The organism is Undibacterium sp. CY21W, assembly GCF_014284265.1.
Lineage (GTDB): Bacteria > Pseudomonadota > Gammaproteobacteria > Burkholderiales > Burkholderiaceae_D > Undibacterium > Undibacterium aquatile.
Genome location: NZ_JACOGE010000002.1, coordinates 564,522 through 577,417 on the forward strand (window position 1 = coordinate 564,522; position 12,896 = coordinate 577,417).

Consider the following 12,896-nt stretch of genomic DNA (forward strand, 5'->3'; position numbering starts at 1 on the left):
CGAATATCAGCGTTTTTTAAACAACGGCACCGTCGGTATCGTCTTTTTCCTTAACTGGTTTCACCAGATCTTCACGTTTGACACCCAACCACATCGCGATGGCAGCAGCAACGAAGACAGAAGAATAAATACCGAAGCAGATACCAATCGTCAGCGCCACAGCGAAATAATGCAAAGTCGGGCCGCCAATCAACAACATCGATAACACCATCATTTGCGTACATCCATGAGTGATGATGGTACGCGAGATGGTGCTGGTGATCGCATGATTGATCACCTCTGTCACTGACATTTTTCGCTGAGTACGGAAATTTTCACGAATACGATCGAAAATAATCACGGACTCATTCACCGAATAACCCAGCACCGCCAATACCGCCGCCAGCACAGAGAGGTTGAATTCCCACTGAAAGAACGCAAAGAAGCCGAGAATAATCACCACGTCATGCAAGTTGGCAAGAATCGCCGCGACCGCAAATTTCCATTCAAAGCGTATCGCCAGATAAGCAACCACCCCCAGCACCACGAATAACAGCGCCATCAGACCATCATGCGCCAGTTCGTCGCCGACCTGCGCACCGACCTGCTCTACGCGTTGTTGTTTCACTTCAGGGTCTTTTGCCTGCAGTGCTTTCATGACCTTCTCAGCCTGATCTGCCGCTGTCACACCTTTTGCCAATGGCAAACGGATCACGACATCCTGTGCCTTACCAAAGGTCTGCACCGGTGCATCAACATAACCGAGGCTTTCAACGGTACGGCGTATACCATCAACGTCAGCGGCTTTGGGATACGTGACTTCCATCACTGTACCGCCGGTAAATTCGACAGAGAAATGCAAGCCTTTGTGCAGCAGGAAAAATACGGCGGCAACAAAAGTCAGTGCAGAGATGACATTGAAAATCAGCGCATGGCGCATGAAAGGAATGTCTTTTTTAATGCGGAATAATTCCATAATGAATTCCTGAATTCTTATCTGGGCAATCGGTTATTTGGCTGCATCATCGGTTGGCTTCCAGATCTGACCGATAGAAAGCGAAGTCAGTTTTTTCTGACGACCGTACCAGAGATTCACCACGCCACGCGACACAAAAACGGAAGAGAAAATCGACGTCAGAATACCGAGGCAGTGAACCACCGCAAAACCACGGATCGCACCTGAACCGAAGATCAACAAGGCCAGACCCACAATCAGTGTCGTCACGTTGGAATCAAGAATCGTTGCCCAGGCGTGGCCGAAGCCTTCTTCAATCGCCTTTTGCGGTGACCTGCCAGCGCGCAACTCTTCGCGGATACGTTCGTTAATCAGCACGTTCGAGTCAATCGCCATACCGAGTGCCAGCGCAATCGCAGCGATACCAGGCAAAGTCAGTGTCGCTTGCAGCAAGGACAACAAGGCGACCAGTAACAACAGGTTGACGGACAATGCCAGCACACTGAAGAAGCCGAACAGCATGTAGTAGATGACCATAAAGATCGAGATCGCAGCAAAACCGTATAAGGTTGAATTGCGACCCTGCTTAATGTTTTCCACACCAAGTTGCGGGCCTATCGTGCGTTCTTCGATAATTTCCATCGGTGCTGCCAGCGAACCAGCGCGCAGCAACAAGGCCAGATCGGCAGACGCAGCAGCAGTGCCCATGCCGGTAATCTGGAAGCGTGAGCCCAGCTCATCATTAATAGTTGGCGCGATCAGGACTTCGCCTTTGCCTTTTTCAAACAAGACAATCGCCATACGCTTACCGATGCGGCTACGGGTTGCCTCGCGCATCTTACGACCACCGTCACCGTTCAGGTCAACACCTACGGCTGGTTGCTGGTTGTGATCAAAACTGGCGGTCGCACCAGTAATGTAATCACCAGTCACCACCGGGTCTTTGGTCAGAATCAGCAACTCGCCACCACGATTGCCTTTGAACATTTCAGAGCCATACGGTACTGGCGTATTCGCGTCGACCGGGCCAATCACACTGTCATCCAGCAAGCGCACTTCCAGCGTTGCTGTACGTCCGATGATTTCTTTCGCCCGCGCTACGTCCTGCACACCAGGCAACTGCACGACGATGCGATCAGGGCCTTGTTGTTGAATAATCGGCTCAGCAACACCGAGTTCATTCACACGTTTCGACAAAGCAGTAATGTTTTGTTTCACGCCTTCGGTCACTACGGCTTGCAAGGCTTCAGGCTTCAGGCTGATAGTGACATTGAATTCTGTATTGTCTGCACTGGCAACGTCAGTCAGATTCACGTCCGTCATTTGGGATGCTAATACCGCTTTCGCTGTGGAGCGGGTTTCAGCATCACGGAACTTCACCGAAATGTTGTCGCCATCGCGGCTGATGCCCGCATGACGGATATCTTTTTCACGCAAGACTGAACGTACACTTGATTGCAGCCCCTGTACCCGCTTCGTCAACACCGCTTTAGTATCCACCTGCATCAGGAAATGCACGCCACCGCGCAAATCCAGACCGAGGTACATCGGCAGCGCGTTCAGACTTTGCAGCCACTTCGGTGTGTTCGGCAACAGATTGAAAGCGACTGTATACGTCGGATCTGTTGCGTCAGGATTCAGTATTTTTTCGAGTATGTCTTTCGCTTTAAATTGCGTATCGGTATCAGCAAAGCGCGCGCGCACAGATCCTTGCATACCGTTAAAGTCATAGAAAACGCCGTTATCTTTCAGGCCGGATTGCTGCAAGGCTTTTTCAACACGCGCCTTCATGCTTTCGTCAATTTTGACGGTCGATTTCGCGCTGCTGATTTGTACCGCCGGAGACTCACCAAAAAAATTTGGCGCGGTGTACAGCACACCGAATACCAGCGCAATCACAATCAACAGATACTTCCAGAGTGGGTAGCGATTCATAATAAAAATAGAAATGGAAGCTGAAAAGCACAACGCAGCCCGGATATGGATCGGACTGCGTTGCCGGTATTTACTGATTAAATCGCTTTGATGGTGCCTTTAGGCAACAACATAGTGACAGCTACTTTTTGCACAACGATCTCTGTGCCTTCAGCGACTTCTATCGTCACATAGCTCTCATTGACCTTGGTCACTTTGCCGAGTATGCCGCCGGAAGTCACTACTTCATCATTCTTCGCCAGCGCTTCCATCATGTTTTTTTGCTCTTTCTGGCGCTTCATTTGTGGTCGTATCATGAGGAAATATAAGACCACAAACATTAATACCAGAGGCAGGAAACTCATCAGGCCACCATCAGCACCAGCACCCGCAGATTGCGCATAAGCGTTAGAAATAAACACGTTCAGACTCCGTTAATTGTATAAATATTATCCAGCCAGTGTTGAGCAAGATAATGATAAATAGTGACGATAAACTACTTTTCAAGCAGTAAAGCGCCACATTCTAGCACTGCTCTTCATCAGAACTGGCGAAAAAAGCCAGATACAGACTAAGATGCAGACTAGATGCCGCGCGCGCGGTCAGCATGAAACTGCTGTACAAACTCAGGAAAACGTTCGTCATCCAGCGCCTGACGGATGTTTTTCATCAGATCCAGGTAGTAATGCAGGTTGTGTATCGTATTCAGACGTGCGCCCAGAATCTCGCCAGTGCGGTGCAGATGATGCAAATACGCCCGCGAGAAATTTTTGCAGGTATAACAATCACACGTCGCGTCCAGCGGTTCTTTGTCTTCCTTGTAGCGGGCATTTTTGATTTTCACGTCGCCGAAGCGGGTGAATATCCAGCCGTTCCGCGCATTCCGGGTTGGCATCACGCAGTCAAACATGTCGATGCCGTTCGCCACGCCTGCCACCAGATCTTCCGGTGTACCGACGCCCATCAGATAATGCGGTTTGTTTTCCGGCAGTTTGGGGCCGGTGTGCGCAAGGATGCGCATCATGTCTTCTTTTGGTTCACCGACCGACAAGCCACCTATCGCAATCCCATCAAAACCCAGCTCGTTCAGCCCCGCCAGTGATTCGTCGCGCAAGTTTTCAAACATACCGCCCTGGACGATACCAAACAGCGCGTTCGGATTTTCACCCTGTCTGAATTCGTCAATAGAGCGCTTGGCCCAACGCAACGACATGCGCATCGATTTACCAGCCTCTTCAGTCGTCGCCGGTCTGCCGTCAATTTCGTAAGGCGTACATTCATCGAACTGCATCACGATATCGGAATTCAGGGCGCGTTGAATCTGCATGGAAATTTCCGGCGACAAGAACAGTCGTTCACCACTGATGGGAGAAGAAAATTTCACGCCCTCTTCCGTGATCTTGCGCATCGCTCCGAGTGAAAACACCTGAAAGCCGCCTGAATCTGTGAGGATAGGTTTATCCCATCCCATAAAGTCATGCAAGCCGCCGAATTTATTCAGCACGCTCAGGCCTGGACGCAACCACAGATGAAAGGTATTGCCGAGAATAATCTGCGCATCGATTTCTTTGAGTTCCAGCGGTGACATCGCTTTGACTGAACCATAAGTACCGACTGGCATGAAAATCGGCGTTTCGATTTCGCCGTGATTCACTTTCACACGGCCCCGGCGGGCTGCAGTCGTTTTATCTTTTTTAATCAGAGTAAATTCAAGCATGATTCTTCCTTGTACGCTCCGCGGAGCACACGGTAATGAGTCGTTCTATGTCTTTTATGTGTCCTGCCTGAATCAGGCTTTCCCGGAGGTATTGGTCAGCAACATCGCATCGCCATAGCTAAAAAATCGATAGCGCTGTGCAATCGCATGCGCATAAGCTGATTTGATTTTATCGTAACCCGCAAACGCCGATACCAGCATCATCAGCGTCGATTTGGGTAAGTGGAAATTCGTAATCAAGCGGTCAACAGTTTTAAACACATAGCCCGGTGTAATGAACAATTGCGTGTCCGCACTACCAGCTTCCAACTGACCGCTTTGCGACGCTGATTCCAGTGCGCGCATACTGGTGGTGCCGACGGCGATGACTTTGCCACCCGCCGCTTTTGTCTGGCGTACGGCAGCTACCGTCTCTTGCGGCACGGTGTACCATTCGCTGTGCATCACGTGTTCATTCAGATTTTCAACCCGCACGGGCTGAAATGTCCCCGCGCCAACATGCAGAGTCACATACGCCAAACCAACGCCTTTTTCCTGGCAGCGTTGCAATAATGCCTGATCAAAATGCAGCCCTGCCGTCGGCGCAGCGACTGCACCGGGAACGCGGTTATAGACCGTTTGATAGCGCTGTTCATCAAAGTCATCGGCATCGTGTTCGATATATGGCGGCAAAGGAAGGCGACCATAGGTTTCGAGCAAGGTAAAAATATCGTCCGGAAAAAACAAAGTAAAAAATTCGCCCTGCCGTTCACCGACCACCACATCAAACGCATCCGCCAACCGGATTTTACTTCCCGACAGCGGTGATTTTGAGGCACGCATCTGCACCAGCACGCTGCGGTTGTCATCCGTATTCGATAGCACTCGCTCAACCAGCAATTGCACTTTGCCGCCGGTTTCCTTGACACCGAAAAAACGCGCTTTGAGCACACGGGTATCATTGAACACCAGCAAATCACCGGCGGCCAGCTGGTCGATCACATCAGAAAAATGGCGGTCCACCAGTTGTTCACCATCGACATGCAATAAGCGCGAAGCGGTTCTGTCCGGCAGCGGCATTTGCGCGATTAATGCATCGGGCAGATCAAAATCAAAATCACTCAGAGAATATTTCATGCGTGGGAAACAAAAAGAGATAGAACAAAATGCTGCATACTGTATAAAAACTCAGTAAAATAAGCTGCAACAGGATTTTCCTGTACAACCGAGCCAACAGCAAAACCCACCATTTTACACCCATGGCAGCTGAAGACCCAAGCGCAAGCACAGAGACGCACGCGTCACCGATCAAAGCAGCCCGCCAGTCAGGAAAAAAAACGTCGCCCAAAGCGGCAGGTAGCGCCAGCAAAGCCAGCGAAAAACTCGCGCGACTGGGCTTGCGCAAAGACATAGATTTCGTCCTGCATCTGCCCATGCGTTATGAGGATGAAACGGCCATTATTCCCATGCATGATGCAGCTTTGCGCGGTGGCAGCACAGTGCAGGTGGAAGGCATCGTTACCGCATCGGATGTGCAATATCGACCGCGCCGCCAGCTGGTTGTCACCATCAGCGACGATAGTGGGCAAGTCGTTTTGCGCTTTCTGAATTTTTACGGCAGCCAACTCAAGCAATTAGCGATGGGCGTGCGCGTCAGGGCACGCGGTGAATTGCGGCATGGTTTTTTGGGTGCGGAAATGGTGCACCCCGGCTACAAAATCGTCAACGAAGGCGCGCCATTACCAACCGCACTGACCCCGGTTTACCATTCCGGCGAAGGCATGCCACAAGCGCTGCTACGCAAGGCCATTGCAAACGCCATGACCAGGGTCAACTGGCGCGACACCTTGTCGCCGGCACGTTTAGCAGCATTAGGTTTACAAGGATTCGAGGCCAGCGTACGCACTTTGCACAATCCGCCTCCCGATGTCGATCAGTATAGCCTGATGGAGCACGAACATCCGGCGTGGGAACGCATGAAATTTGATGAGCTGCTGGCACAGCAACTCTCGTTAAAGCGGGCGCAGATCACACGCCGCAGCAAAGGCGCAAACGCGCTGCCTGTTACCGGCGAACTCAGTAACGCATTTTTATTGAATCTGCCTTTTTCACTGACAGGCGCGCAAGAAAAGGTACTGGCAGAGATCCGTGCCGATTTACGCGAAACCTTCCCCATGCAACGTCTGTTACAAGGCGACGTCGGCAGCGGTAAAACCATCGTCGCTGCCCTGGCTGCAACACAAGCCATCGACAATGGCTTTCAGGCGGCCTTAATGGCGCCAACAGAAATTTTGGCAGAACAGCATTTCAGAAAAATCGCTGCATGGCTGGAGCCGCTGGGCGTGAAAACGGCCTGGCTGACCGGCAGCCTCAGGAAAAAAGAAAAAGAAGCGGCCAATGTGCTGATTGCCTCCGGCGAAGCGCAGCTGGTGATAGGAACTCACGCACTGATACAAGATAACGTGCAGTTCAAAAAACTGGGCTTAGTCATCGTCGATGAACAACATCGTTTCGGTGTCAGCCAACGCCTGAATCTGGCGAATAAAGCCGAGGCGGGGAAAGTCCCGCATCAGTTAATGATGTCGGCAACACCGATCCCGCGGACACTGGCGATGACCTATTTCGCCGATCTGGAAGTGTCCGTGATTGATGAGTTACCACCGGGACGCACGCCCATCGTTACCCGCGTGATAGATCAGAACCGCCGCGATGAAGTGATCGCGCGGGTGCATGCGGCAGCGCAGGAAGGCAAGCAAGTGTACTGGGTCTGCCCCTTAATCGAAGAATCAGAAACACTGCAACTGCAAACCGCGACCGACACCCATGCCATGCTGGCAGCGGCTTTACCCGGCATACAAGTCGGACTGGTACACGGACGACTCAAGCCTGCGGAAAAACAGGCTGTCATGGACGACTTTATTCACAACCGTACTCAGGTGCTGGTTGCCACGACGGTGATTGAAGTCGGGGTCGATGTGCCGAATGCGAGCCTGATGGTGATCGAACACGCTGAGCGCTTCGGACTCTCACAACTCCACCAACTGCGTGGTCGCGTTGGTCGCGGCGCGGCCGCCAGCGTCTGTCTTTTGCTTTATCAAGGTCCGTTGGGTGGTACTGCCAAACAAAGGCTGGCGACCATGCGCGAAAGCAATGATGGCTTTGAAATCGCCCGTAAAGATTTAGAGTTACGCGGCCCCGGCGAATTTCTCGGAGCACGTCAGTCCGGCGAAGCCATGCTACGCTTTGCCAATCTGGAGACAGACCAATGGCTGGTCGAAAAAGCCAGAAATCTGGCGGCTGATTTATTAAAAAATGACCCGCTCACCGTCGCCGCGCACTTAGAGCGCTGGCTGGGCAACAAAGAAGAATTTTTGAGAGTGTAAATCTATGCTGAATATCGTTAATGTCGACTTCAATAAGCCACAACATGCAAAAGACTTGGTCGACATGCTCAATATGTATGCGCTAGACCCTATGGGCGGCGGTGAAACCCTGTCTGATTATGCACAGGCCAATCTCATCAGCGAACTCAAAAAGCGCAATACCGTCCGCGCCATTCTCGCTTATGTGAATGATCAAGCTGCGGGTTTTGCAATTTGTATAGAAGGTTTCTCCACCTTTGCCTGCAAGGCTCTGTTGAACATCCACGACTTTGCAGTGCACCCCGATTTTCGTGGTCAGGGCATAGGCAATAAAATGATGCAGCACCTGACTACCCTGTCCGAGCAACTGGGTTATTGCAAGATGACCCTGGAAGTACTGGAAGGGAATACACGCGCACAAAATCTCTATCGCACAGAAGGTTTCGCACCGTATGAACTGAACCCGGAATTTGGTGGGGCGATCATCATGCAAAAGAAAATTGGCACAAAACCTGTTTAGTCGCCAAGCTCTAAAAAACGGAACTGCCTGCTGCTACATGTCGAAAGAAATAGCATACACTCGACATGTCAGGGCTGAGTCTGCCAACGACTTCAAATTACAACAGGAGAAAAAATGACAATAGATTTCAAAGGCCGTGTCGCCATCGTGACTGGTGCAGGTGGGGGTTTGGGGCGCGAACACGCGCTGGCATTAGCGGCCCGTGGTGCCAAAGTGGTCGTCAACGATCTGGGTGGCGCACGTGATGGCTCCGGTGGTTCATCGGCCGCCGCGTTAGCAGTCGTCGAAGAAATCCGCGCAGCAGGCGGCGAAGCCATTGCGAATGGTGCCTCTGTCACAGATTTTGCCGCCGTGCAGGCGATGGTCGAAGACACGCTCAAACAATGGGGTCGCATTGATATTCTGGTCAATAACGCAGGAATTTTGCGCGATAAAAGTTTTGCGAAAATGGAGCTGGATGACTTCCGGCTCGTGATGGATGTGCATCTGATGGGCGCAGTTCATTGCTGCAAAGCGGTGTGGCCAGTGATGACCGAACAAAAATACGGTCGCATCGTTATGACGACCTCCTCATCCGGGTTATATGGCAATTTCGGTCAATCGAATTACGGCGCAGCCAAAATGGCATTGGTCGGTCTGATGCAAACGCTGGCACTGGAAGGCGCAAAATACAATATCCATGTCAACAGCCTGGCACCAACAGCCGCCACCCGTATGACCGAAAGCCTGTTCCCGCCAGAGTTTTTAGATGCATTAAAACCGGCCGACGTCGTACCGGCAATGTTGGTACTCGCCGCGGAAAGCGCACCATCCAGAACCATACTGTGTGCCGGTGCAGGTAGTTTTGAAGCCGCGAATATCACGATGACGCAAGGCATCTGGGTAGGACGTGAAGGCGATGCGCCAGAACAACTGGCAGCACGGCTCAACGAGGTTCGCCAGCGCGACGGTGAAATCGTTCCTGAAAGTGGTGCAGCACAAGGACATCTGGAACTGACCAAAGCGATGAGTCACGCGCAGAAAAAATAAATGCGGCACCGGTAAATCAGAAATCCGTCTTCATCCAGAGCACCTTCGTGACACTGGATGAAGATCATACTCCCGGGGAGTATGATCAATTTTCACGTCTATCCCCCAATAGATACAAGGGCATTAAAATATACTCCCCCCATATATTTATCCTTGTGCATTCTTCTGAAAATAAATAAATCAGATTGCTGACGCCAGCAAGACTCTGTGCCAAACTAAGCTCATGACACTCACAGAATTAAAATACATCGTCGCGGTCGCGCGCGAGAAACATTTCGGCCATGCAGCAGAAGCTTGTTTTGTTGCCCAGCCGACGCTGTCGGTTGCGATCAAAAAACTGGAAGACGAACTGGGAGTCACGATATTTGAACGTGGTGGCACAGAAGTTTCAACAACGCCGCTGGGCGCGCAGATCGTTGCACAGGCAGAGCGTGTGTTGGAACAGACCGCCGCCATCAAAGAAATCGCCAAGCAGAACAAAGACCCGCTAGCAGGTTCTTTCCGTCTCGGCGTGATCTACACCATAGGCCCTTACCTGTTGCCAACGCTGGTCAAAACGATGATCAGACAAGTACCGCAAATGCCGCTGGTATTGCAGGAAAATTTCACAGTGAAATTGATGGAGCTGCTACGCCAGGGCGAACTGGATGCAGCCATCATGGCGTTGCCGTTGCCGGATCAGGGGCTGATGACGCAACCCTTGTATGACGAACCGTTTGTCGTCGCGATGCCAAGTGATCATGCCTGGGCTGAGCGCAAGGAAGTCTCCGCAGAAGAATTAAAATCTGAAACCATGCTGTTGCTCGGAAACGGTCATTGTTTCCGCGATCAGGTGTTGGAGGTTTGTCCTGAAATGGCAAGGTTCTCGACGACTGGCGATGGTATCGCCCGTACCTTTGAAGGTTCCTCTCTCGAAACCATACGCCACATGGTGGCCTCAGGCATAGGCCTGACTGTGCTGCCGATTGCCTCGGTGCCGGATATGAATGCCAAGGATGGCATGCTGCGCTATGTACCATTCGCCGCCCCAGTGCCGGATCGTCGTGTCGTGATTGCCTGGCGCAAAAGTTTTACCCGCCAGGCGGCCATCGAAGCAATCCATCAGGCAGTGCTGGCCTGCGATTTACCTGGCGTGACCATGTTGGACTTACCGCCCGCGGCACAATAGCCAGACGATTGCGAATGATACCGATGCGCATCCGTCTGCGACATCTGTAATTCTACTTCTTCGTTGCAATCTGATGAGTAATGCTGCTCATCGCAGGCTTAGATTCAGGACGACGTAAAGCGGTAAACGCAGAAAATTCCCATGAACGGAAACCGACCAGCAAAGTAAAGCCATCGATTTCTTCCGGCCTGAGTTTGCGGTCTTCCTGATGCAGGCGCGCCAGTTCTGCCACCAATTGCTGAATTTTTTGTACGATTTCCTGCGCACTGCGACTGGAAACCCGCGCCGGTACACATAGCAAGGTTTCGCCCACATGATCAAAGCGGCCATTGAAATAATCGCTGACGACGTAGTCCCGGAAAAACTGTTGTACTGGACCATCCGGCAACCAATGAAATGCCGGTGAAACATTCAACCGGTAACGGTTATTCGGCCGCAATTCAATCAATTCCAGTTTATCCAGTGCGACCAGATGCAATATTGTTTCCGCCGGACTGATCTCGTAAGTGTCCACAATCTGCTCTAAGGTCCAGTGACCAAGGCAACAGATTGCCACTAACAATAATTTAGGTTCAGCAATCAGGGATTTTTCCTGCGCCAACGTCAGATTATCCGAGTGTGGAGCGACGTCCGCCGCCTGACGCAAGACATCCTCCATCGCGATACCTGACGCCTTACATATCTGCGCCAGACGCGACAAACTCATATCTTTCTGTCCAAACATGCGCTTAACGCTGGACTCACTCATGCCTATACGTTCGGCCAGAATTTTATAAGTCACACCAGCGGCACGCAGCTCTGTCCGTAACACATTCAGCAGTAATTCAGGTGAACTCAATTGCGCCTCCATCGAATAAGCAGTTCGCGAATAATATCGTCTTTCAATACCAATTATCTTGAAAATTTATTCTTTGAACATTTTAATAGTACGAAGTTCACAGTATTGAGAAACTCTTTTTTTACTTATCGTCGTCCCTGAATGCCACTCCGGTCATCCAATTCCATCAGGGCCACTTCTCATCTGACATTGAAAGTAAGAAATGAAATCAATCATCCGATATCTCGCTTGTATCTGCGTTACCCTGGCCGTTTTTACCTCGGGCTACGTGATAGGAAGAACAAGCGACAAACCATTCAAGCCCGCTTGCTCTTCAGCCACAGAAGCCGAATGTCCGGTGAATTACCGCTCGGATACTGATTGGCGACGCGCACCTGCCAACAGAGGCCAATCGTCATTGCTTACCTGAGACATTTGCAGGACTGTGCTCAGCCAGGAGGCGCACTGGAACAAGCGCAAATACAAGCGCAAATCGCACTTATAATGGCGGGGCTAAAATCACTCCGCTTTAAGACATGAACGCTTTACTCTCGCGATTGCAATGGTATTTAAAACTAGTACGGCTCGATAAACCTATCGGCATCGTATTACTGTTGTGGCCGACACTGATCGCCCTATGGCTGGCGACTGACGGCGCACCCGATGGCAAACTGGTTGCGATCTTTTGTCTTGGTACTGCACTGATGCGTTCTGCTGGCTGCGCGGTGAATGACTACGCAGACAGAGAGTTTGACAAGCACGTCAAACGTACTGCAGATCGCCCTTTGACCAGCGGCAAAGTATCCGGCAAAGAAGCTCTGCTGATTGCGTTGGTATTATCGTTACTCGCCTTTTCACTCATTCTTCCGCTGAATGCGTTAACGAAACAATTGTCTATTCTTGCGGTCGTGATTGCCGCGACCTATCCGTATTTCAAGCGCTTTTTCGGCATCCCTCAGGCTTATCTTGGCATCGCTTATGGTTTCGGCATTCCGATGGCATTTGCGGCTGTACAAAACACCGTGCCATGGACTGCATGGATGCTGCTGGTCGCCAATGTATTCTGGACGGTTGCGTATGACACCGAATATGCGATGGTGGACAGAGATGATGATCTTAAAATCGGGATCAAAACCTCCGCGATTACCTTTGGTCAGTTTGACGTCAAGGCGATTATGCTCTGTTACGTCATCAGCCTCGCGATGATCACTTTGATCGGTTACTCTTATGGTCTGCGTAGCTGGTTTTTCGCTGGCATCGCCGTCGCGGCCGCCTGCGCGATCTATCATTACAACCTGATCAAAGACCGCGACCGGATGCGCTGCTTCGCCGCGTTCAGGCACAATAACTGGCTGGGGGCGGCAATCTTTGCTGGTGTTGCTGTTGACTATGTATTACATTAAATGCGACGATCAAAGTAATGAACGCCAGCGCCATAAGCCAGCGTAACAAATAA

Annotated in this window: 11 protein-coding genes; 5 read left to right on the forward strand and 6 right to left on the reverse strand. The window is 51.2% G+C overall.

Features of this window, described 5'->3' with window-relative positions:
- Positions 1 to 16: 16 nt before the first annotated feature.
- The 5 genes from secF to queA all read right to left on the reverse strand — a co-directional run bounded on the left by secF (position 17) and on the right by queA (position 5,681).
- The gene (gene secF / locus H8K29_RS07140; RefSeq protein ID WP_186897002.1) at positions 17 to 955 is read right to left on the reverse strand and encodes a protein translocase subunit SecF; all 939 of its coding nucleotides are present in this window, start codon (positions 953 to 955) and stop codon (positions 17 to 19) included.
- A 33-nt stretch (positions 956 to 988) separates the two neighbouring features.
- The gene (gene secD / locus H8K29_RS07145) at positions 989 to 2,869 is read right to left on the reverse strand and encodes a protein translocase subunit SecD (RefSeq protein ID WP_186897003.1); all 1,881 of its coding nucleotides are present in this window, start codon (positions 2,867 to 2,869) and stop codon (positions 989 to 991) included.
- Between the two features lie 77 nt (positions 2,870 to 2,946).
- Positions 2,947 to 3,213: a preprotein translocase subunit YajC gene (gene yajC / locus H8K29_RS07150; RefSeq protein ID WP_255422803.1), complete on the reverse strand. Its 267-nt coding sequence runs from the start codon at positions 3,211 to 3,213 to the stop codon at positions 2,947 to 2,949.
- A 218-nt stretch (positions 3,214 to 3,431) separates the two neighbouring features.
- Positions 3,432 to 4,565 carry a tRNA guanosine(34) transglycosylase Tgt gene (gene tgt / locus H8K29_RS07155; RefSeq protein ID WP_186897005.1) on the reverse strand — a complete coding sequence of 378 codons (1,134 nt, stop codon included), beginning with the start codon at positions 4,563 to 4,565 and terminating at the stop codon, positions 3,432 to 3,434.
- A gap of 72 nt (positions 4,566 to 4,637) precedes the next feature.
- Positions 4,638 to 5,681, reverse strand: coding sequence for a tRNA preQ1(34) S-adenosylmethionine ribosyltransferase-isomerase QueA (gene queA, locus H8K29_RS07160; protein WP_186897006.1), 1,044 nt, complete (start codon positions 5,679 to 5,681; stop codon positions 4,638 to 4,640).
- Between the two features lie 122 nt (positions 5,682 to 5,803).
- On the opposite strand from queA, the gene recG reads away from it, so the two are divergent.
- The 4 genes from recG (at position 5,804) to H8K29_RS07180 (ending at position 10,623) form a co-directional block, all read left to right on the forward strand.
- Positions 5,804 to 7,927, forward strand: coding sequence for an ATP-dependent DNA helicase RecG (gene recG, locus H8K29_RS07165; RefSeq protein ID WP_186897007.1), 2,124 nt, complete (start codon positions 5,804 to 5,806; stop codon positions 7,925 to 7,927).
- 4 nt (positions 7,928 to 7,931) lie between these two features.
- Positions 7,932 to 8,426 (forward strand): GNAT family N-acetyltransferase, encoded by a 495-nt coding sequence (locus tag H8K29_RS07170; protein ID WP_186897008.1) that lies wholly within the window; start codon positions 7,932 to 7,934, stop codon positions 8,424 to 8,426.
- A gap of 114 nt (positions 8,427 to 8,540) precedes the next feature.
- A complete protein-coding gene (locus H8K29_RS07175; RefSeq protein ID WP_186897009.1) occupies positions 8,541 to 9,455 on the forward strand; it encodes an SDR family oxidoreductase in 915 nt (304 codons plus the stop codon).
- A gap of 223 nt (positions 9,456 to 9,678) precedes the next feature.
- Positions 9,679 to 10,623, forward strand: coding sequence for a hydrogen peroxide-inducible genes activator (locus tag H8K29_RS07180; protein WP_186882894.1), 945 nt, complete (start codon positions 9,679 to 9,681; stop codon positions 10,621 to 10,623).
- Positions 10,624 to 10,675: 52 nt separating this feature from the next.
- On the opposite strand, the gene H8K29_RS07185 is transcribed toward H8K29_RS07180, so the two are convergent.
- Positions 10,676 to 11,461, reverse strand: coding sequence for a helix-turn-helix transcriptional regulator (locus H8K29_RS07185; protein ID WP_255422767.1), 786 nt, complete (start codon positions 11,459 to 11,461; stop codon positions 10,676 to 10,678).
- A 515-nt stretch (positions 11,462 to 11,976) separates the two neighbouring features.
- On the opposite strand from H8K29_RS07185, the gene ubiA reads away from it, so the two are divergent.
- Positions 11,977 to 12,843 carry a 4-hydroxybenzoate octaprenyltransferase gene (gene ubiA / locus H8K29_RS07190; RefSeq protein ID WP_186897010.1) on the forward strand — a complete coding sequence of 289 codons (867 nt, stop codon included), beginning with the start codon at positions 11,977 to 11,979 and terminating at the stop codon, positions 12,841 to 12,843.
- Positions 12,844 to 12,896 lie beyond the last annotated feature (53 nt).